Annotated in this window: 22 protein-coding genes; 12 read left to right on the forward strand and 10 right to left on the reverse strand. The window is 29.4% G+C overall.

What is annotated here, in order from left to right:
• The first annotated feature begins 248 nt into the window (after positions 1 to 248).
• The gene (locus LPB136_RS10620) at positions 249 to 1,184 is read left to right on the forward strand and encodes an ABC transporter ATP-binding protein (protein WP_072556304.1); all 936 of its coding nucleotides are present in this window, start codon (positions 249 to 251) and stop codon (positions 1,182 to 1,184) included.
• A 160-nt stretch (positions 1,185 to 1,344) separates the two neighbouring features.
• On the opposite strand, the gene LPB136_RS10625 is transcribed toward LPB136_RS10620, so the two are convergent.
• Genes LPB136_RS10625 through LPB136_RS10640 form a run of 4 tightly spaced genes read right to left on the reverse strand, consistent with a single transcriptional unit; the run spans position 1,345 to position 4,298 of the window.
• Complete coding sequence (locus tag LPB136_RS10625; RefSeq protein WP_072556305.1) at positions 1,345 to 2,220, reverse strand: helix-turn-helix domain-containing protein; 876 nt, start codon at positions 2,218 to 2,220, stop codon at positions 1,345 to 1,347.
• Between the two features lie 36 nt (positions 2,221 to 2,256).
• On the reverse strand, positions 2,257 to 2,706 hold the full coding sequence (locus LPB136_RS10630; protein WP_072556306.1) for a 3-oxoacyl-ACP synthase: 450 nt from the start codon (positions 2,704 to 2,706) through the stop codon (positions 2,257 to 2,259).
• Positions 2,707 to 2,735: 29 nt separating this feature from the next.
• Entirely contained in the window at positions 2,736 to 3,845 is a 1,110-nt protein-coding gene (locus tag LPB136_RS10635; RefSeq protein ID WP_072556307.1) for an NAD(P)/FAD-dependent oxidoreductase, read from the reverse strand.
• Entirely contained in the window at positions 3,846 to 4,298 is a 453-nt protein-coding gene (locus LPB136_RS10640) for a GNAT family N-acetyltransferase (protein ID WP_072556308.1), read from the reverse strand.
• A gap of 134 nt (positions 4,299 to 4,432) precedes the next feature.
• Between LPB136_RS10640 and LPB136_RS10645 the strand changes: the two genes are divergently transcribed.
• From LPB136_RS10645 to LPB136_RS10655, 3 genes are all read left to right on the forward strand, one after another.
• Positions 4,433 to 4,915: a hypothetical protein gene (locus tag LPB136_RS10645; protein ID WP_072556309.1), complete on the forward strand. Its 483-nt coding sequence runs from the start codon at positions 4,433 to 4,435 to the stop codon at positions 4,913 to 4,915.
• 112 nt (positions 4,916 to 5,027) lie between these two features.
• Entirely contained in the window at positions 5,028 to 5,948 is a 921-nt protein-coding gene (locus LPB136_RS10650; RefSeq protein ID WP_072556310.1) for a hypothetical protein, read from the forward strand.
• 138 nt (positions 5,949 to 6,086) lie between these two features.
• Positions 6,087 to 6,839, forward strand: a complete 753-nt coding sequence (locus LPB136_RS10655; protein WP_072556311.1) for an SDR family NAD(P)-dependent oxidoreductase — start codon at positions 6,087 to 6,089, stop codon at positions 6,837 to 6,839.
• A 32-nt stretch (positions 6,840 to 6,871) separates the two neighbouring features.
• Here LPB136_RS10655 and LPB136_RS10660 read toward each other — a convergent pair whose 3' ends face one another.
• The 3 genes from LPB136_RS10660 to LPB136_RS10670 form a co-directional block, all read right to left on the reverse strand.
• Positions 6,872 to 9,517: a carboxypeptidase-like regulatory domain-containing protein gene (locus LPB136_RS10660; protein ID WP_072556312.1), complete on the reverse strand. Its 2,646-nt coding sequence runs from the start codon at positions 9,515 to 9,517 to the stop codon at positions 6,872 to 6,874.
• A gap of 26 nt (positions 9,518 to 9,543) precedes the next feature.
• Positions 9,544 to 10,305 carry a GLPGLI family protein gene (locus tag LPB136_RS10665; protein WP_072556313.1) on the reverse strand — a complete coding sequence of 254 codons (762 nt, stop codon included), beginning with the start codon at positions 10,303 to 10,305 and terminating at the stop codon, positions 9,544 to 9,546.
• A 68-nt stretch (positions 10,306 to 10,373) separates the two neighbouring features.
• Positions 10,374 to 10,634, reverse strand: coding sequence for a hypothetical protein (locus LPB136_RS10670; protein ID WP_072556314.1), 261 nt, complete (start codon positions 10,632 to 10,634; stop codon positions 10,374 to 10,376).
• Between the two features lie 165 nt (positions 10,635 to 10,799).
• Here LPB136_RS10670 and LPB136_RS10675 point away from each other — a divergent pair, with 165 nt between their 5' ends.
• Positions 10,800 to 11,942 (forward strand): ATP-binding protein, encoded by a 1,143-nt coding sequence (locus LPB136_RS10675; protein ID WP_072556315.1) that lies wholly within the window; start codon positions 10,800 to 10,802, stop codon positions 11,940 to 11,942.
• A 55-nt stretch (positions 11,943 to 11,997) separates the two neighbouring features.
• Here the strand turns inward: LPB136_RS10675 and LPB136_RS10680 are convergent, their stop codons facing one another.
• A complete protein-coding gene (locus LPB136_RS10680) occupies positions 11,998 to 12,558 on the reverse strand; it encodes a hypothetical protein (RefSeq protein ID WP_072556316.1) in 561 nt (186 codons plus the stop codon).
• A 22-nt stretch (positions 12,559 to 12,580) separates the two neighbouring features.
• Complete coding sequence (locus LPB136_RS10685) at positions 12,581 to 13,519, reverse strand: OmpA family protein (RefSeq protein WP_072556317.1); 939 nt, start codon at positions 13,517 to 13,519, stop codon at positions 12,581 to 12,583.
• Positions 13,520 to 13,780: 261 nt separating this feature from the next.
• Here LPB136_RS10685 and LPB136_RS10690 point away from each other — a divergent pair, with 261 nt between their 5' ends.
• Entirely contained in the window at positions 13,781 to 14,167 is a 387-nt protein-coding gene (locus LPB136_RS10690) for an ankyrin repeat domain-containing protein (protein WP_072556318.1), read from the forward strand.
• 80 nt (positions 14,168 to 14,247) lie between these two features.
• On the opposite strand, the gene amaB is transcribed toward LPB136_RS10690, so the two are convergent.
• Positions 14,248 to 15,789 carry an L-piperidine-6-carboxylate dehydrogenase gene (gene amaB / locus LPB136_RS10695; protein ID WP_072556319.1) on the reverse strand — a complete coding sequence of 514 codons (1,542 nt, stop codon included), beginning with the start codon at positions 15,787 to 15,789 and terminating at the stop codon, positions 14,248 to 14,250.
• Between the two features lie 112 nt (positions 15,790 to 15,901).
• Between amaB and LPB136_RS10700 the strand changes: the two genes are divergently transcribed.
• From LPB136_RS10700 to LPB136_RS10725, 6 genes are all read left to right on the forward strand, one after another.
• Positions 15,902 to 16,960, forward strand: coding sequence for an isoaspartyl peptidase/L-asparaginase family protein (locus tag LPB136_RS10700; RefSeq protein ID WP_072556320.1), 1,059 nt, complete (start codon positions 15,902 to 15,904; stop codon positions 16,958 to 16,960).
• Positions 16,961 to 16,976: 16 nt separating this feature from the next.
• Entirely contained in the window at positions 16,977 to 17,951 is a 975-nt protein-coding gene (locus LPB136_RS10705) for a LuxE/PaaK family acyltransferase (protein WP_072556321.1), read from the forward strand.
• 31 nt (positions 17,952 to 17,982) lie between these two features.
• Positions 17,983 to 18,693 carry a 3-ketoacyl-ACP reductase gene (locus LPB136_RS10710; RefSeq protein WP_072556322.1) on the forward strand — a complete coding sequence of 237 codons (711 nt, stop codon included), beginning with the start codon at positions 17,983 to 17,985 and terminating at the stop codon, positions 18,691 to 18,693.
• Positions 18,694 to 18,773: 80 nt separating this feature from the next.
• Positions 18,774 to 19,220, forward strand: a complete 447-nt coding sequence (locus LPB136_RS10715) for a YHS domain-containing (seleno)protein (RefSeq protein ID WP_072556323.1) — start codon at positions 18,774 to 18,776, stop codon at positions 19,218 to 19,220.
• A gap of 1 nt (position 19,221) precedes the next feature.
• Positions 19,222 to 19,665 (forward strand): YHS domain-containing (seleno)protein, encoded by a 444-nt coding sequence (locus tag LPB136_RS10720; RefSeq protein ID WP_072556324.1) that lies wholly within the window; start codon positions 19,222 to 19,224, stop codon positions 19,663 to 19,665.
• 173 nt (positions 19,666 to 19,838) lie between these two features.
• Positions 19,839 to 21,482: a glycerol-3-phosphate dehydrogenase/oxidase gene (locus LPB136_RS10725; RefSeq protein WP_072556325.1), complete on the forward strand. Its 1,644-nt coding sequence runs from the start codon at positions 19,839 to 19,841 to the stop codon at positions 21,480 to 21,482.
• Positions 21,483 to 21,522: the final 40 nt, after the last annotated feature.

Genomic DNA, 21,522 nt, shown 5'->3' on the forward strand with positions numbered 1-21,522 from the left:
CAGTGTCTTTTGTTATGATTCTCTTTACGGAGAATTGTACAAATTATATCATAGAAAACCGATACGAAAGTGTCGGTTTTTTTATTTCATTTAGTGTAGCCAAAATTTGGGCGTTACCTTTCAGGCCGCGCTTTCCACTATATCTTTTTTTCATTCTTCAAAAAAGGATGCCATTACAATCGCTAACGCGGGCGTATTTATCAACTAATTTAATATCCATTAAAACAATAAAAACCTATTTTTGTTTTGTGCTAAAAGTAAACAACATATCATTTAATTATAAAGAAAGTAAAAATGTTTTAAAAGACATCAATTTTCAACTAAAAGCAGGAGAACATTTGTGTATAATGGGCGAAAGCGGAAGCGGAAAATCGACACTTTTAAAAATAATTTACGGATTATTAGACCTAGAAAAAGGAGACATTTCTTGGAACAAAGAACCCGTTTTAGGACCAAAACATAACTTAGTACCAGGTTTCGAAAACTTTAAATACGTAGCACAAGATTTCGATTTAATGCCATACACTTCAGTTTCAGAAAATATTAAAAAATTCTTATCTCGTTTTTATCCAGAAGAAAGCGAAAAAAGAACGCAAGAATTGTTAGAAGTCATAGAAATGAAACCTTTTGAAAACACAAAGGTTAAAAACCTAAGTGGCGGTCAACAACAACGTGTTGCTATTGCAAGAGCATTAGCAAAAGAACCCGAAGTATTATTGCTAGACGAACCTTTTGGACAAATAGATAATTTTAAAAAGAACTCGTTAAGAAGAAATTTATTTACCTTTTTAAAAGAAAAAAATATTGCCTGTATAATTGCAACACATGATGAAAATGATGCACTCTCTTTTTCTGATAAACTAATTGTAATACAAGATCAAAAAATAATTGCTAACGATACTCCAATAGCAATTTACAACAACCCAAAAAGTAAATACATTGCTTCTTTGTTCAACGATGTAAATGAAATTACCATAAACAGCGAAACCCTTTTATTGTATCCACATCAAATTAAAATTGTAGAATCTATAGGTACTGAATCAAGTTCAGCACAGGCAACCGTTTTAAACGCTTACTTTAAAGGGTTTTATTGGTTAATTGAAGTAGATTTTAATGGAAAAAGTGTGTTTTTAAATCATACTTCTGAAGTAGAAAAAGGAAATCTTATTCAACTAAAATTATAAAAAAAAAATCATCTTAATTAAATAATTAAGATGATTTAAAATATCTGTTAAAGAAGGGTGGGGGAAATTTTTTTTATCAAATATTATTTCCGCAAATATATATCAGATTTACATTTAAAAAAGGTAACAATATGCTTTTAAACTGTAAAAATGGGAAAAATTAATCTTTATTTAGCTTTCTAAATTCTTCTGGAGTAGTATTATTGTGTTTTTTAAAGTACTTATAAAGGTTGGTTGAATCATTAAAACCTGTTTTAAAAGCAATTTCCTTTACAGATAAACTTGAGTGTAAAAGAAGGCTTTTTAATTTCACCATAACTGTTTGGTCAATAAACTCTTTAGCAGGTTTATTTGTAATAAATTTTACAATTGTGTTTAATTTTTTTGTTGAAAAACCGAGCTTACTAGCATAATCAAAAACTTTTTTGGTTTTACAATAATCTTGTTCAAGTAGATTTTGAAACCTTATAAATTCTTTAATATATTTACTTAATTGAACCTTATTATGTCCTTCAGACTTTATTCTATAAATAAGGGTAATTAAAATATGAATAAGGCTTCTAATTAGTTTTAGAGAATATTTATCATTTATATGTAAAATTTCATTTTCAATTCCGGTTACTAATTGAAAAACTCCATGAAACTCTCTTTCTCTTGTTTGTGTTTTGGGAGACACTAACAACTCATTAAACATCTGTATAGCATTTGCAACCTCATTTTCATTTAGATAACTATTTAAAAACTCTTCTTTAAAACAGAGTATAAATCCTTTTGTATTAGAATTTAAATAAAATTTATGTATTTGGTTTTTTCTAACGGAGAGAATAGTTCCTTTTTCGTAATTATAATCTGTAAAATCTATAGAATGTTTTCCAACACCTTCAGATATAAAAAACAACGTATAAAAACCAATAACATGATTTGTAGTAATAAAATCTGTGCTTTCTGATTTTAAAAAATCTTCAAACCTAAAAATCTGGAAATCTGATTCTTGAGAATTAAAAGGGAAATTATTTTTTAAAATATTAATTGGCATTTATAGAGTTATTTACAACCTTAAAAATACAAAATATTAACTTAATTCCTCAATTTTAAATTTATTTCCATTAAAAAACACCTCATCTTTTATTTGTTTTCCTAACAACAATTTTCCAATTGGAGAAACCACAGAAATAGCAAAGTAATCTTTACCAAATGCAGTGAGCTTGCCGGCAGAAATGCTTAAAAAGTAATTAGCTTTGTCTGTACTAATTAAGCTTCCTAAACGTGCAACTTTAGAGGTTTTTTTAACATCTATTCTTGCTAAAACTTCTTTCATTTGGGTAATTCCTGCCAATTGCTGTCCTGCTTTTTCCATTTCTAATTGCAACATTGCGCGCCCAGTTTCATGCTTATCGCCAGCAGAACTTTTGGTTTCCGATTGCAACGCTTTCTGGTTAGAAGAAATTATATCTTCAACGGTTTGTAAACGTTTATTTACGTACTCTTTACATAATTTATATAGTTCTTCTTTTGTTTCCATAAGATTTCTCTACTGCGATCGAAATGACATTAATCTATTAATTCTGCTAATTCTTTACCAACTAAAGAGCCAATTGCAATTCCCATTCCGCCTAAACGAACACCACAAAATACATTATTAGACAATTGTTTTACAATTGCGTTTTTCTGATTTCCAACACCCATAATTCCGCTCCATCTGTGTTCAATTTCAAAATTTGTGTTTGGCAAAATTGTAGTTTTTAATATTTCTTCTAATTTATTTTGAATAATTTCTGTTTCACCAAATTCGGTAGTTTCTTCGGTTTTAAAATCGAGATTTCTTCCACCGCCAAACAGAATTCTATTATCAATATTTCTAAAATAATAATAGCCTTTATCTAAATGAAAAGTTCCTTTTATGTATAAATTTTCAATTGGTTTTGTTATGAGAACTTGTGCTCTTGCAGGTTGTATATTTTCTTTTAAAAGTTTGTTGGCAAAACCATTTGTAGCAATAAATAGTTTATTTGTTTTAAAGGTAATTTTATCGGTTTTTATTGCAACAACATTTCCACTTTCAGAAAAACTATCAACAGAAATATTGTTTAAAATTTTAATTCCTAATTTTTGAATTTTATGTACTAATTCAGAAACCATTTTACCAGTGTTTATTTGACCTTCAAATTTGTTTACAATATAATTATCCGAAGTGTTTTTAAAGTTAAAAATATTATCGGAAACTGAAAATACTTCGTCATTAAAAATAGGAAAAAGTAGCTTGTTTATTTTTTCTTTTTGTGCCAAACATTCTTCAAAAAATTGCTTGTCATTAAATAATCCGTATCCAAAATTCTGCTGAAAATCTATATTGGAATCTCCTAAATTCTTCCGAAGTAATTGTAAACCATTCCAGCGCTTTTCAACCAAATTATAAACTTCTTGTTCTGAGTGCGAATTTAAATCGTCAATAATTTCAGATAGACTTCCAAAACAAGCAAAACCTGCATTTTTTGTACTTGCTCCTTGTGGTAACATTCCTTTTTCAAGAATCAAAATTTTAGCTTTTGGATGTTTCTTCTGAAGTTCTAAGGCACAATTTAAACCTACAATTCCGCTTCCAACAATTGTAAAATCAATGTTAGAAAACCATTCTTTATATTCCCAATAACTATAATTCATTTAAATTGTCTTTTCAAAACAAATACTATTCTCCAGACCTTTGTATTGGCCATAATTCGGGATAATTTTATACCCGCTTTTTTTATAAAACTGTACAGCTTCTATTTGTCTTTTCCCGGTTTCTAAAACACATTTTTTATAACCCAATTCATTTGCCCAAATTTCTAGTTCGGTTAGTATTTTTTGAGCAACTCCTTTACCTCTACATTCTTCAGAAACAAACATTCTTTTTACCTCAACAGAAGTGTCATCAAACTTTTTAATTGCGCCACAACCAATCGGTTTTTTAGCATCATAAATAACAATTACTTGTTTTAAAACATCAATATTATTATACTGATTATAAAAGTCATGTTCATCTCCATCGGTAATTTTTAAGTACGCATCTAAATGCTTTACCAAACTTTTAAAGTCTTGGTTTTTAGAGTTTGTTCTAATACAATCTGTTATCATAATTTAAGAAACCTGCATGTTAAAAGTTTATACTTCTTTTTGAAAATGGCGTTTGAGTAAAGTTACATAATCTGTTTAAATAATTTGTACCTTGGCACACTACTTGTAAATTATATTTTATATAAATGAAGAATATGAAACTTTTTAGTCTTTTTGCAGTAATTGCAACATTATTTCAATGTGCAAGTTTAAAATTTGAAGACAATCCGCCGTTTAAAATAAATAGTGCAACGTTTAAAAATTATGTTGGCGGAATGCCTGGAGTTAGCGGAACTAACGTAGTTATAAATTACGAAACAAGTACTACGGTTAATTTTGATAGTTTATTTTTTAAAGGAAGAAAAGCTAAAATAGAATTAGAAACTAGTGGAAAGAAAAACTATATTAAAGGGCATTTTAATACTTCAACAGTAAACTCTAAAGAAGATTTAGTCCTTCATAAAGATGGTAAAAAAGAATACGGAAATAAAGTTCCTGAAAAGAAATTTCCATTCGAATTGAAAGAAAGCGAAGCTGTAATAAGTTACTTAGAAAATGGAGAAACTAAATTTTTTAAAGTAGAAAACATTAAAAAAGGAGAAGAAATTTTTTATCCTTCAGCAAAACCTAGGAAATAAAAATAATAATTAAATTACTGAATATCAATAAACAAAACACTCTTAAAAGGGTGTTTTTTATTTTTGGCACGCAATTTGTCTTAGTATAAGCATAACCTTAAAACTTATACTTATGAAAACTTTAAAATTACTCTCAATACTCCTATTAAGTAGTTTGCTATTTACATCTTGTGTAGTAAGCAACGACACTTACATAGATGACACAAGTGTTTCTTTAGAGCAATTAGTTACCGATTACGATTTATGGTATATAGATTACCATAGAACAAGCGGAACAGGAGATATTCCTTTTGTATCAAGAGCGTTTACTTTATCATTTTTAAATGGTCGTTTATATGCCAATAACAATATTGTAGATATTGGTAGAACTGGAAATGGTCTTGGAATTTTAGTTGGAAATTACGACACTTACAATGGCATTTTAGAAACCAATCACGATTTAGATGGTTATAACGATTTTGATGTACATCAAATTTCATCAAACGAAATAAGAATATACAACCCAAGAGAAAATGTAAACTACTATTTAATTGGTTATCAGAAAAACAATTTTGATTACGATAAATTGTTCTATGAAAATATTGAATACTTTTTACAAGAATATATAGATTGGGAAAAAACAGCAGTAACTGGTGGAACTCCAAATGCTTTTGATGATGAAAATTTTTTAGCTTTTACACCAGAAAATATAACAACTTTCTATTCTTCACAAGACGCGCTTGGCACGGATGTTGATTCTATAGATTGGGATTATGTAGGAGATTACAAAATATATGATGTAGATGGTTATGAGGATTTAAAAGTTTTAACACTTAATTATGATGCTGGAGATATTGAAGAATTTGAATTGAGCGTTATAAATGACGGAAAGATAAGTTTATATCATATAGATTCAGACACAACGTACGATTTTTCTGGAAGAGGATTTATCCAATACTTAAAGGGCGGAGATGCTAAGCCAGCTGTAAGGAACAGCGGTAGAAAACGTACTAAAGTAGTAAGAGAAAAAAAGATTAGAAGAAATTTAAAATAAAGTTTGGTTAGTTGATTTTTGGTTGGTTATTTCACAATAACCAATTGAAAGGAAAGCCACCTCGAGAGAGGTGGCTTTTTCTATGTCTTATTTTCTTTTTTTAATAGAAACAACTACCTTTAACCAAAACAAAATTTAATGAGTAAAACAGCATTTATAACAGGCGCAACTTCTGGTATTGGAAAAGCTACAGCAGAGTTGTTTGCAAAAAATAATATTAGATTAATTCTCTGCGGAAGACGTGCAGAACGTTTACAAGAATTGCAACAAGAATTAAGTAAATTAACAGAAGTAACCACTTTACAATTCGATGTTTCTAAAAGAGACGAAGTAGAAAAAGCTATAAAATCTATTCCAGATAGTTTTAAAGAAATAGATATCTTAATCAACAATGCTGGGAATGCTCATGGTTTAAGTGCTATTCAAGATGGAAGTATTGACGATTGGGACGCAATGTTAGATATTAACGTAAAAGGATTGTTGTATGTTTCTAAAGCAATTATTCCTAATATGATAGAAAATAACAACGGTTTTATTGTAAATATTGGTTCTATTGCCGCAAAAGAAGTGTACGCAAACGGAAATGTGTATTGTGCATCAAAACATGCTGTAGATGCTTTAAACAAGTCTATGCGGTTGGATTTGAATCAACATAACATAAGAGTTTCTGCAATTCATCCAGGTTTGGTAGAAACCGAGTTTTCTGACGTTCGTTTTAAAGGCGATATCGAAAGAGCAAAAACAGTTTACCAAGGTTATAAAGCATTACAGGCAGAAGATATTGCAGATATTATTCACTTTGTAATTACTAGACCATATCATGTAAATATTGAAGATTTAGTTGTGTATCCAACAGCACAAGCAAGTGCGACTATTATTAATAAAAATTAAGTTTGAAATTTAAAGAAACCTGATTTTAGTGATTAAAATTTGTATTTCAACTCAACTAAAAAAACACGAGGTAATGTAAAAACTTGATTAGATATAAGTAAATTAGAACTAAAAGAATTTGTCGTTATAACACCATTATTATAAATATTCCTAAAGTTTAAACTATAAGAAAACTTACTGTTTGGTTTAGCGTATCCTAAATATAAATTTTGTAATGTGTAATTTAGAGTATTATCACTAAAATTTTTAACAAAATGTGTTGAGAAATCAGTTTTAAAAATAAAGTTCTTTAAAAATTTAGAATCAAAGTTTAATGAAAATGTATTTTCTGTAGAACGGGAATCTTCATCAGAAGTTACTTGATACCCAGAATGTTTATATTTTAAATTAATCTGTGTGTTTTTAGTCAATTTTAATAGCCATTTACTACTTAATAGATACTCAAAAGAATTTATAATGCTTACATCTTCATTAATTACTTGATTGGTTTTAAACCAATCTAAATCTACTTCAAATTCTAAGCTAGATTTACTAAAAATAAGTCCATAATTTGTATTAAAACTTAAGTTTTCTTCAGGTAAGTTAAGAATAACAGGTGTACTTAACCGATATATACCACTTTGAGTTATGCTGTTGTTTTTTACCGGATTATTAATACTATAATCAATAGAAAAATCAAGAAAATAATCATCAATGTTTTCATAATCACTATAATATAAGCTAAAATTATGAGAACGTTCATCGATAAGGTTTGGATTTCCTTGTAGCAGTGAATTAAAGCCAGTTACTTTTAAATTTTCTAAATAATTCAAATCATTTAAATATCTGTTGGTAAACGTATAGTCAAAATCTAAATCTATATCATCTTCTATTTTATAATTGATATTTAATTTTGGTTCAATAAAAAAATTAGTGTCTTTAATTTGAGCACGTTTAAATCTGTAATAATGTGGTTTGGCTTCTAAATTAAATTCAAATTTACCTAATTTGGACTTTATTCCAAAACCAAAATTTAAATCAGAAAGGGTTAAAGGATTATTATTACCCAGTTCAGAAAAATCTATTCTAGAATTATCTTGAAAAACCTGACTAATATCATTTCTTATCTTTGAGTTTTTATAATTAAAACCAATATTATAAAATAGATGAAAATACCTACTAGCAAGCCAATAATCTTTTAGGAGAATATTAAATCTTTGAGCATTAATATCGTTTATTTGGTTTATTTGATAATTTGTTGTTTGAGTTAATGGTAAAAATTCTTCTAAAAAAACAGTATTACTTGACCAATTATCTGTAGAATTAGAGTTGGTAATACTATGATGTAAAGCCAAACCCATGGTATGCTTATCATTCAGTTTTAAATAACCTTCTAAATTGTGTGAAAAACTATCACTTTTACCCTCTACACTTGTGAAAAATTGATTTGTATTTTCTAAATTTGATATCGATTCTTTTTCATAATTTGTAGTGTTTTTTATATAATTAACATTGTAAATCCATTTTTGACTTGAACTAGGGTTATAATCAAATTTTATATTGAATAATGCAGCACTATTATCCGTATCTCCAATATCATTTCTAGTTTCAAAAATAGGTTCTTCACCCAAATACTCTCGTATAGATGATGATTTGTTAACAATGTCATTATTTGAGTAAATAACATAACCAGAAATAGTAAATTTTGTACTAAACTCCTTTTGAAAATTTAAAGCAGAAAATCTTGTTACGGATTCAAATCTTTCTGCGTTATTTGATGCAAAAGAAGATAAAGTATTTGATAAAGCACTTCTTTTAAACAGGTTGCTTGAGCCTCCAACTAATCTTGATAAATCACTAAAACTTAAACTACTATTATTAAAACTATTGATATCTCCTATAAAACTAATATTAGATTTTGGATTGTACTTAAATAAAGTAGCGTGTAAACTATAAAAATTATCTAACCCTACACCTGCTTCTATATCTCCAAAAGCAAAATCTTTTTTATCTTCTTTTAAAACTACATTTAAGGCTAAATCTTCATTGTCTGCCAAGTTTCTCAATAGTTCAGATTCTTTATAGTTAGAGATAATTTCAATTTTATCCATAACATCTGCGGGTATATTTTCAATAGCTAATTTTGTGCTTCCATTAAAAAAAGGCTTACCTTCTACCAACAATTTGGTTACCGTTTTTCCTTGTACTTTTATAGCATTTTTATCTACTTTTATGCCTGGTAACTTATTAAGGACATCTTTCATCTTAAATTCATTGCCATTGGTAAATGATTTTAAGTTATAGGTAATAGTGTCTTTCTTTTTTTTTATAGGTTGATACTTATAATTGATAACAACTTCATCTAAATTTTCTTTTTTAGTATTTAGTTTAAAATTATGCGTAGAATTATTTTCTGAAAGAAGAACTTCTTTATTTATTGAGTTATAGCCTAAGTGAGAAATACTTAGTTGGTAAAATACTCCTTTTTTTAATTGTAGTTTATAATAACCTTTAGTATCTGTTATAGCATATTTTATTTTTATATTTTGTTGTTTAGGTTTAGCTATTAAAGTTACATTTTGTAACGGGTTTTGTAAACTATCTGTAACCACACCACCAACAATAACTCTATTATTTTGTGTGAAAGTTACAGCACAAAAGAATAAAAAGTAATAAACTATTAATTTTTTAAAATTCATTGTTTAAACAAAGAAGAAAAGTAAGGTTATTTATTACGTGCTCTCCAACGTTTCTCGTCTTCAGCAGCCAGTTTTTCAAATTTTTCTTCAGTAATAAGTTTTTTGTTTTTTAGCTTTGGCATTCTATTTTTCTTACTTTTTTCCACAGTTTCATAAAATTGTATTTTTTTAACACCATAAGTAGCTTTTTCTCCCTGTAACTCTATAATTAAACCTGGTAAATTACCATAACCAGCAGGTCCAAATTTATAGGGTAACTGTGGTGCATACCATGCTGTAAAATTATGTTTAAACAATTTACCTTTAGGGTTCGTAGTGGTATGTGATGTGGTAGCTTTAAAACATAAGTACTCTCCAATCATTTTGGTTTCATCATGTAGCTCCCATTTTTGATATGAGCGAGATACTAAAAACTTTCCAAAATCTTCTTGTAATTCTTCAGTAACATAATTGTTGGGTTGCTGTTTAATTCTTCCAAAATAGCCTGCGTCTATAAGTGCAAAAACAGCTGCGCTATTATTAGAAAATAATTTTTTCTCTAAATAGAATATAGAAATAGAATCATTAAAAGTTAAAGAAAAATCAATTTCTGATGCTATCGATTCTCTTTTTTTTGCCAATTCCGGCATTCTTTGTTGTAAAAGTTTATAACTTTTTAAATTTTTGTCTAAATGTGTTTTAACACTGTAGCTAACTTTTGCTTTAGCATACTGTTTTGAGGTTTGTGAAAATATTATATTGCTTATTAATAAAAAACTTAAAAATAAGTGTATCGTTTTATTATTCATTACGTAAAAATTAAAAAAAGTTTATTGAAGTAACAATAAACTTTTTTGTATTAAGTAAAATTATTTTATTAAAGACCTACACTTCCAAAAGTGTATACTCCAAAAACCCAATTCCAACCTCCACCTCTACATTCTCTAACAAATGCTCTTCTTAAAGATCTTGCTTCTCTATGAGAATGTCCTTCTTCTCTCCAAATATCATACCATTGATTCCCTTCACTGCTACATCCAAAAAGCACATCATCTTCAGAAATTTCTGAATTAAAATCGGTTTTTTCAACTTTAACTTCTTTAGAATTTAAGGATAATTTCTTTTTTGTCAGTAGCATTTGCCATAATTGCAATACTAAATAATGCAATACATAATAATTTTTTCATGTGTGTAAATATTTATTGATTAATATTCACACAATAAATAAATAAATAAATAAATATGCAAGAGAAATCAATGCTTTTTTTAAAAAAAACAATACTCTTTGGTATCTTTATCGTAAATGATTAACAAACGTTTACTTATCAAAAATCTACTTTCTCATAACGATGAGAATAGTTTTTATGATAAAAAGCAAAAATTATCCTTAAATTCTAAAGAAGGAAAAGCGAAGTTTTTAAAGCATATTTGCGCACTTTCTAATTCTAATCCGGCTAATAATTCTTACATAGTAATTGGTATCGAAGATGAAGAAAGTAAAATTCTTGGAGTCGATTTTTTTGATGATAGTAAGATTCAGAATTTAGTAAATGCGTATTTAAAAAATCCACCAAAAATTGAATACGAGAATGTTGCTTTTCCGCGTTTACCGAGACATAAGGTAATTGGTTTGGTTACAATTCATTCAAACAACAACATCACTTCTTTACTTAAAAACGCTTGGAAATATAGGCGAGAAACTATTTTTTACAGAAGAGGAAGTAACTCAATGCCTTTTCTTGGAACTAATTTTGAGCTTAGAAACACCAACAAAGATATTGTTGAAGCTATTGAAAAAAATGCTCGAAATAATATTGAATTAACCTTAGATGGTGTCTTCGATTTTATAAACAACCATAAGCCAAAATACAATCCACAGTACAAAGTTTTTAAAGAACAATTTGTGTTGTGTTGGGCTGGAGAAAAAACAATTATTAATAGTAAAGAGTTTTATTCTAGAGTAGATATTGAGTTGATAAACGAGCAAGTTCGATTGTTTTATTCGTCTTTAGATGAAGTACAAATTGAATACAATAACAACAGTTTTATAGTTACAGAGTACATTTTATTAGGTATTGATAAAAATGAAACCCATTATCCGTTAGAGAAAACAATTATTAACTTTAAAGACAATGGAAAGCACGATATTGTTAATGAGTTTTTATTCGATCCACCACAATACAATAAAAATGTAATTGAAAAAATTTACACTAATAACATTACAATAATTACTAAAATTGAAAATAAAATTCCGCTTTCGTTAACAGAACATGAAGCAGTTTTTAAGCTTCCAACAAGTTCTTTAATTTGCTTTCTCAATGGTTTTTTAGATGCTCCTGAGCAACTTAAAAAAGCTAAAAATTATATTAAAATGTTAGATAACAAAACAACCTATATTAAATATAAAGAAGCAATGCGTGTACTTAGAAAAGTAACGTATTATTAACAAAAAAACCTCACTACAAATTGTGTAATGAGGCTTTTAACTATTGTAAAGACTATTATCTTCCGCCGTCTAAAGCATCTTGCCAGTCTTTTAATTCTTGCCATTTTCCTGCTGCAGCTAAACCTGCTTGTTTAGGCCAAGTTTTTGGGTTGTGCATTTTAAAACGTGCACCACCGCTTTCTAAAACTTCTTGACATTTTTCTACTGAAGTTGCTCCTAAACTAGCCCAAGTTTTTACATCAAAATTATGGAATAACTCTTGAATTTTTGGTCCAATTCCTTCAACAACTGTTAAGTCGTTTTCTTTTACCTTTTTACCAAAAGCAGCTTTTGCTGCTGCTCCATCAAATGCAATTGCTGTAGCTGCAGCACCTGCAAAAGAAGATGCCATGTTAGCAGCGCCACTTCCGCTAGATAAACTTGATTTTGCTGAAGACAAGTCACTTTCTAAACGAATTCTACTTGCTTTACACACTTTTAAATCTGCTTCTAAGCTTGCAATTCTAGCATTATAAGCATCATTATCTCCACTTCCACCAAGAAGTTTTCCTAATAAATAACCTAATATAGCCGAAATAAGACCTACTAATAATGGGATTAATATACACCAATTCATAATTTATATTTTTAAAGTTTGTTTAGTTAATTGTTACGACTGTTCGTCTATTTTTTGCTTTACCTTCATCAGTTGCATTGTCTGCAATAGGTTCATTTGGACCTTTAGAAGTAGCATTAATATTATTACTTAAAATACCATTGTTAACTAGGTATTTTTTTGCAAAATCTGCTCTATTCTGCCCTAAAACCATGTTATTATCTGCATTACCAGTATTATCTGTATGACCAACAACTTGAACTTTAGCGCCTAATTTATCTACACATCTAGAGATATCAGCTATTTTTTGACGTTGTTCTGCCGTTAAATTTATACTTGCTTGTCCTGTATTAAAATGCAATACTAACGGATTAGCTTTAATTGCTTCACAGGCTTTTGCTAATGCTTCATCAGAAGAAGAAGAATCTTCACTTCTTGTAAAAATATCAAAACCTAATGGACCATGAAAAATTCCGTTAGCATCGGGTGCCATTTCATCATTTAATTTTCCAAAAGTGTTTATTAATTTTGAAGAAATTCCTTTAGAAACCATATGGTTTTTTACAGAATTTGCTCTTGCTAATCCTAAATTTGGAAAAGCTGAAGGGTTTTTTTCATCACTAGTATAATAACCAGTAATGTTAAATCTTTTTTTCCCATTAGCATCTAAATATTCCTTTACATTTAAAATTCCATCGTTAATTGATGAAGATACAGAATCTAAAATTTTAAAATTAGAACTATTAAACTTAAAATTATCTTTTGTTGAAAAAGATAAATCTCCATTAGCGTCTTTAATACTAAAAGGCCATAATGTTGCTGCTTTTTTATCAGGTGTAACCGAATCACTGTCTACTTTTTCTTTGTTTAACTTGCAGGTTTTTCCTCCGCAACAAGCGCTACAACAAAGTTTCCAGTACAAAAATGTACCGACAATAATGGTTAACAAAATACCCAATAAATAACTTGTTTTTTTACTCATTAGTTAGTGATTTAAATTGTTGATTGTGAAAGTATTAAATAATATTGAAAAATAAAACTATTCTTCTAACTATCTATAAGAAACAACTTTAGCTTAAAAGTCACCTTTTTTGAGTGTTTTGAGGTTAAGTCTGTTTGTTTCCTCATTAAGAGTATTTTAAGAAATAATCACAAATAAATGTTAAGTCTCTGATTTTGTTGAAACTAAATTTAATTTCAATAGTCTATATAATACAAACCTAAATTTATAAAACTTAACATTATGAAAAAATTAGCCTTTATTTTAGTAGTCTTTACATTATCATTTAACACTGTAAATGCAAACAACAATTTAAACAGTTCTTTAGTTACAACATCTATTGAAGCTCCAAAATTAAGTGCATTATGCCAATTAATTGTAGCTGGAAATTACGATGCTGTTGAAAGTTTAATTAAAAACGGAACCGATATTAATAGAAAATCTACTGGATTAACTCCGTTAATGTTTGCTGCTCGTTACAACAAAACTAAAATTGCAAAATTATTGATTAAACATGGAGCAAAATTAAATGTAAAATCTGAAAAAGGATTTACTGCGCTAGAATATGCAAAAATGTCTAAAGCAAAAGATGCGTATTCTGTTATAAAAACAGCTTTAGAAACAGCATAATTTCTATTTAATTATTTGAATTAAAAAAGGCTTCACAATTTGTGAAGCCTTTTTAGTGTTATTAAGTGTCGATTATCGACTTATAAATCAAACTTAATTCCTTGCGCTAATGGCAATTCATCAGAATAATTTATAGTATTTGTTTGTCTTCTCATGTACACTTTCCAAGCATCTGAACCAGACTCGCGTCCTCCACCAGTTTCTTTTTCACCTCCAAAAGCACCACCAATTTCTGCACCAGAAGTTCCAATGTTTACGTTTGCAATACCACAATCAGATCCTGCATAAGAAAGAAACTTCTCAGCTTCTTTCATTTCATTTGTCATAATTGCAGAAGATAATCCTTGAGCAACTCCGTTTTGTTTTCCTATTGCATTTTCTACTTCTCCAGAGTATTTCATTAAATATAAAATTGGTGCAAACGTTTCATGTTGTACAATTTCAAAATGGTTTTCAGCTTCAATAATTGCTGGTTTAACGTAACAACCAGATTCATAACCTTCACCTTTTAAAACTCCACCTTCAACTAATACATTTCCGCCTTCAGCTTTTGCTTTTTCAATAGCAGCTAAATAGGTATTTACAGCATCGTGATCAATTAATGGACCAACATGTTTTGTTTCATCTAACGGATTACCAATTTTAATTTGTCCGTAAGCGCCAACAATTGCATCTCTTACTTTATCGTATACCGATTCGTGAATAATTAATCTTCTTGTTGAAGTACAACGTTGTCCACACGTTCCAACAGCGCCAAAAACAGCACCAGGAACAACCACTTTTAAATCGGCAGTTGGTGTAATAATAATTGCATTGTTTCCTCCTAATTCTAATAAAGATTTTCCGAAACGTTTTGCAACAGTTGCTCCAACAATTCTTCCCATTCTTGTAGATCCCGTTGCAGAAACTAATGGAATACGAGTATCCGTTGTCATCATTTCACCAACTTTATAATCTCCATTTATAATACAAGAAATTCCTTCTGGCAAGTTATTATCTTTTAAAATTTCAGCAATAATATTTTGACAAGCAACTGAACATAAAGGTGCTTTTTCAGATGCTTTCCAAACACAAACATCACCACAAATCCATGCTAAAGCAGTGTTCCAAGCCCAAACTGCAACTGGAAAGTTAAACGCAGATATAATACCAACAACTCCTAATGGATGCCATTGTTCTCTCATTACATGTCCTGGTCTTTCGGACGGAATTGTTTGTCCGTTTAATTGGCGTGATAAACCCACGGCAAAATCACAGATGTCAATCATTTCTTGCACTTCACCTAAACCTTCTTGGTACGATTTTCCCATTTCATAAGAAACCAATTTACCAAGCGCTTCTTTCTTTTCTCTTAATTTATTACCAAACTGACGTACAATTTCTCCTCTTTGTGGAGCTGGCATGTCTCTAAATGATAAAAACGCTTTTGTAGCAGCATCCATCACTTTTTCGTAATCTTCTTTTGTAGTAGCTTTTACACTACCAATTAATTTTCCATCAACTGGAGAGTAACTTTCAATAATTTCTCCGTTAGAAAAATTGTTAGAACCTGTAGAAGTTCCGTTATTTATGTCTTGTAAACCTAATTCTAATAAGGCTTCTTTAATTCCAAAATCAGTCATTTTGTGGTTAAATTTTAGTTGTTTAATTTAGAGGTTCGAAAATACAAATAATTTTACACATTTATAAATTAAACAGAATTAACTGTTTTTGTTTAATTCTAAACAAATTATCATGAAAAAAATCCTTTTAGTTACTGCATTATTATTGATTTCTTTTGGCTGTAAAAACGAAACTAAATCATCATCCGAAGAAAAAACATCAACTGTAAAACAAAATGAGTTCGCTATTATAATTCATGGTGGAGCAGGAACTATTTTAAAGAAAAATATGTCTGATGAAAAAGAAGCTGCATACAAAGCAAAGTTAGAAGAAGCAATAAAAGTTGGGCATACAATTTTAAAAAATGGAGGAACAAGCCAAGATGCTGTAATGAAAACGATACAAGTTATGGAAGAATCTCCATTATTTAATGCAGGAAAAGGCGCTGTTTTTACGCATGAAGAAACCAACGAATTAGATGCTTCTTTTATGGACGGAAAAACATTAAACGCTGGTGCAGTTGCTGGTGTTACAAGTGTAAAAAGCCCTATAGAATTAGCTATTAAAGTTATGACAGATTCTGACCATGTTATGCTTTCTGGAAAAGGTGCTGCTACTTTTGCTAAAGAAAAAGGTTTAGAGATTGTAGATCCAAGTTATTTTTATACTGAAAGACGTTTTAAATCTTTACAACGAATAAAAAATAAAGCAAAAACGGAATTAGATCATGACGATAAAAAAGCCGCATTTTACGATGCAGATATTAAAAACGCAAAATTTGGAACCGTTGGTTGTGTTGCTTTAGATAAAAATGGAAATATTGCTGCAGGAACCTCAACTGGAGGAATGACCAATAAACGTTGGGGAAGAATTGGAGATGCGCCAATTATTGGTTCTGGAACGTATGCAAATAATTTAACGTGTGGAGTTTCTTCAACAGGTTGGGGAGAATATTTTATTAGAAGTCAAGTTGCGTATGATATTTCTGCACAAATGGAATATCAAAATAAAACCTTAAAAGAAGCTACTAAAGACGTTATTCAACATAAATTAACAAAACTTGGAGGAACTGGAGGTGTTGTTGCACTTGATAAAAACGGAAATATGTCTTTTGAATTTAACACTGCTGGAATGTATAGAGCTTCTATGAATGATAAAGACGAATTAGTGGTAAAAATTTATACGGAATAAACTACTTTTGTCTTGCATGCAAGACGAAATTTTTAACATACAAACCGAAGCACAATTTACCAATGCTACGCTAAAAGTTTTTAAACATCAGTTTAAGAATAATAGAACATATCGTTCTTTTTGCGACTTAATAAATGTGCATCCTTCTGATGTAAAAAAGGTTGAAGAAATTCCGTTTTTGCCAATTCAGTTTTTTAAATCGCATGAAATTATTGCTTCTTCAGAAGCAATTCAAGAAACCTTTACAAGTTCTGGAACTACAGGAAGTACAACAAGTAAACATTTTATTACCGATGTATCTTGGTACACAAAATCTTATTTAAAAGGATTTCAACATTTTTACGGAAATATAGAAGACTATGCAGTTTTAGCATTATTGCCTAATTATTTAGAACGAAAAGGCTCTTCGTTAGTTTTTATGGTTGATGATTTAATTACCAAATCTAAAAATCCAGAAAGTGGATTTTATTTGCATAATTTGGACGATTTAGTTCAAAAATTAGCTTTTTTGGAGCAAAAAGGGCAAAAAATTCTTTTAATTGGAGTTTCTTTCGCTTTGTTAGATTTGGTTGAAAAACAACAATTTAACCTAAAAAACACCATAATTATGGAAACTGGTGGAATGAAAGGAAAAAGAAAAGAATTGGTAAGAAACGAGTTACATAAAATTATTTCTGAAGGTTTTGGAGTTTCAGAAATTCATTCAGAATATGGAATGACAGAATTATTAAGTCAAGGTTACTCTAAGGGAAACGGAGTTTTTGATTGTCCGCCTTGGATGAAAATTTTAACACGCGATACAGAAGATGCTTTATCAATTCAAAAACCAGGAAAATCTGGAGGAATCAACGTAGTAGATTTGGCAAATTTTAATTCTTGCTCATTTATTGCCACACAAGATTTAGGAAAATCACACCAAAACGGAACTTTTGAAGTTATTGGTCGTTTTGATAATTCAGACATAAGAGGCTGTAATTTAATGGTCTTATAACATATATATTCAAACTTAAAAAAACTATAAAATGAAAAATAAAAAAGCAATAATTACCGGAGGAAGTAGAGGTTTAGGAAAAGCAACTGCAATTGCATTTGCAAAAGAAGGTATTGATGTTGCCATTACAGGAAGAAATGAAAAAAAATTAAGAGAAACAGTTGCTGAATTAGAAGCATTTGGAATTAAGGCGATATATTCCGTATTTGACGTAGGAAATTATGAAGAAGTTAAAACCGGTATTAAAACTATTATAGACACTTTAGGAACGATAGATATTTTAGTAAATAATGCAGGAATTGCTGCTTTTGGTTCTTTTAGCGATATGGAAGTTAGCCAATGGAGCCAAATTATACAAACCAATGTAATGGGAATTTATTATGTTACTAAAGAAGTTTTACCGCATTTAATTGATAAAAATGAAGGAGATATAATTAATGTTTCTTCAACCGCAGGTTTAAATGGAAATGCCAATGTTTCAGCTTATTCTGCATCAAAATTTGCTGTTATTGGAATGTCGGAATCTTTAATGAAAGAAGTACGTAAAAATAACATTAGAGTTTGCACCTTAACACCAAGTACAATTGCTTCAGACATGTCTATAGATTTAGGAATTGCAGATAAAAACTCTGAAGACAGTGTTTTACAACCTGAAGATTTTGCAGAATTAATAGTTGCAGGGTTAAAACTACCCAGAAGAGCAATGCTTAAAAGTGCTGCTTTATGGTCTACTAATCCTTAATTAACTTTATTGTAAAATGGCTTTAGATTTAATTGTAATTTCATAATCATTTTTTCGACTACACATTAAAATCAACTATAATGAAACAAGCTTTTTTTATTCTATTTCTTAGTTTTTCAACTGTGTTTTTCGGGCAAAACATTGATTATAATATCAAAAAAGGAGCTGTTGCAAGTGGTTATGATGTAGTCGCTTATTTTAGCAATCAGGTTAAAAAAGGAAGTAAGAAACTTACCGTAAAACACGATGGTGTTTCTTTTCGGTTTTCTTCTGAAGAAAACTTAAAATTATTCAAAGAAAATCCAGGTAAATATATTCCACAATACGGTGGTTATTGTGCATATGCTGTTGCAGAGAAGAATAAAAAAATGTACATAGATCCTGAATTTTATGAAATTAGAGATGGTAAATTATACCTTTTTTATGATCCTTGGATTGGAAGTGCTTTAGAAAATTGGCAAGAAGGAGATGTTAAAAGTAAGCAGCAAAAAGGAGATAAAAACTGGGAAACTTTAAAGCATAAATAAAATGAAGTTTTTATATATTTTTATATTCCTCTTTTCAACAGGGGTTTATAGTCAACAAATAGATTATAACACCAAAAAAGGAGCTATTGCTAATGGTTATGACGTTGTTGAATATTTTAATAATAAAGCTGTAAAAGGTTCTAAAAAAATTACAACAAAACACAATGGTGTTTCTTTTCGTTTTTCTTCAATAAAAAATTTAGAAAGGTTTAAAAATTCTCCTGAAAAATATATACCTCAATTTGGTGGTTATTGTGCCTACGCAATTGGTTTAAATGGAGAGAAAGTTTCCATAAACCCAAAAACTTTTGAGATTAGAGACGGTAAATTATACCTGTTTTACAATTCTTGGGGAACTAATACTTTAGAACTTTGGACAAAAGAAAATCCTGAGAAATTGCAAAGCCAAGCAGATAAAAACTGGCAGAAATTACAGTTTAAATAGACAATTTTTGTCATTCCTGCGTAGGCAGGAATCTATTTATTAATGTAGAGATTGCTTCGTTCCTCGCAATGACAAATACTTTTTGTTTTTATTTAAAAATAAAAATCTTCAAATCAAAAAATTCGTGAATTCATGGCAAATAAACCTTAGTTTTGTTGTCTAACAAATTGTCTATGAATTTTTCGTACTTCAACAGAAAAGAAACACAACAAAATTTACAAAATACTGAATTCGACCTACTAATTATTGGTGGTGGAATTACAGGTGCAGGAATTGCTTTAGATGCAATTTCTCGCGGAATGAAAGTTGCTCTGATAGAAAAGAACGATTTTGCTTCTGGTACTTCAAGTAAATCAACAAAATTAATACATGGTGGTTTACGTTATTTAAAACAATTCGATTTTTGGTTGGTAAAAGAAGTAGGAACTGAACGTGCAATTGTACACAAATTAGCGCCGCATTTAGTAGTTCCAGAAAAGATGATTTTACCTCTAATTGATGGTGGAACTTATGGTTCTTGGCTAACTTCAATCGGTTTAAAAGTTTATGATATTTTGGCTTCTGTAGAAGGTGAAGACAAGCGTAAAATGCTAACTAAAAAGGAAAGTTTAGCAAAAGAACCGCTACTTCCTAAGAAAATATTAAACGGTGCAGGTTATTATGCAGAATACAGAACAGACGATGCGCGTTTAACAATTGAAGTCTTAAAAACTGCAGCAGAAAAAGGAGCGGTTTGTTTAAATTATGCGGAAGCTTCAGCCTTTTTATATGAAGATGATAAAGTAGTTGGAGCAACAATAAAAGATACTTTTTCTTCGGAAGAATTTACAATAAAATCCAAATATGTGGTAAATGCTGCCGGACCTTGGGTTGATGAATTACGTCAAATAAACAACTCAAAAATTGGTAAGCGTTTGCATTTAACAAAAGGTGTTCATTTGGTGGTTCCTCATGAAAAATTACCTGTACAGCAATCGGTTTATTTTGATGTTCCAGACGGAAGAATGATGTTTGCAATTCCACGTGGTAGCGTTACCTATTTCGGAACTACAGACACTAATTTTCAGTTAGATAAAAACAATGTGGAAACTAATTTAGTAGATGCAACCTATTTAATTTCTGCCGTAAATAATATGTTTCCTGATATAAATTTAACTTTAGAAGACATAGAATCTTCTTGGGCTGGTTTACGTCCGTTAATTCACGAAGAAGGAAAGTCGGCTTCAGAATTATCTCGTAAGGATGAAATCTTTGTTTCAGACACAGAGTTGATTTCTATTGCTGGAGGAAAATTAACCGGTTACCGTAAAATGGCAGAACGTATTGTAGATTTAGTTGCTAAAAAATACCGTCGTCGTTATGATAAAAAGTTTAAAGGAGTAAAAACCGAAAATCTAATTTTATCTGGCGGAACTTTTAAAGATTCTAGCGAAGTACAAAGTTATACTGATGCAATATATAATAGAATTGCTGAAGTAGATTTTGATCAAAAAGATGCAGAATATTTAGTGTATAACTACGGGAAACAAACTGACGTTATCTTAAAGAAATTTGATGCTTTAACTGATGAAAATCAGCAAGAAAAAATGATAAAAGCAGAAGTTTGGTTTACCATTGAAAATGAAATGGTTTGTACACCAACCGATTTTTTTATGCGTAGAACTGGGCGTTTATTTTTTGATATAAACAGCGTTTATAAATATCAAGATTTAGTATTACAAGAGTTTATAAATTATTTTGATTGGGATGCAAATAGTGCTAAAAAACATCAAAAAGAATTAAAAGAAAAAATAAATTTAGCTTGTAATTTCAATTAAAAAAAATAGTATATTTGATATAGACATTATTAATTTTTTA

It is taken from the genome of Tenacibaculum todarodis (genome assembly GCF_001889045.1).
GTDB classification, from domain to species: domain Bacteria; phylum Bacteroidota; class Bacteroidia; order Flavobacteriales; family Flavobacteriaceae; genus Polaribacter; species Polaribacter todarodis.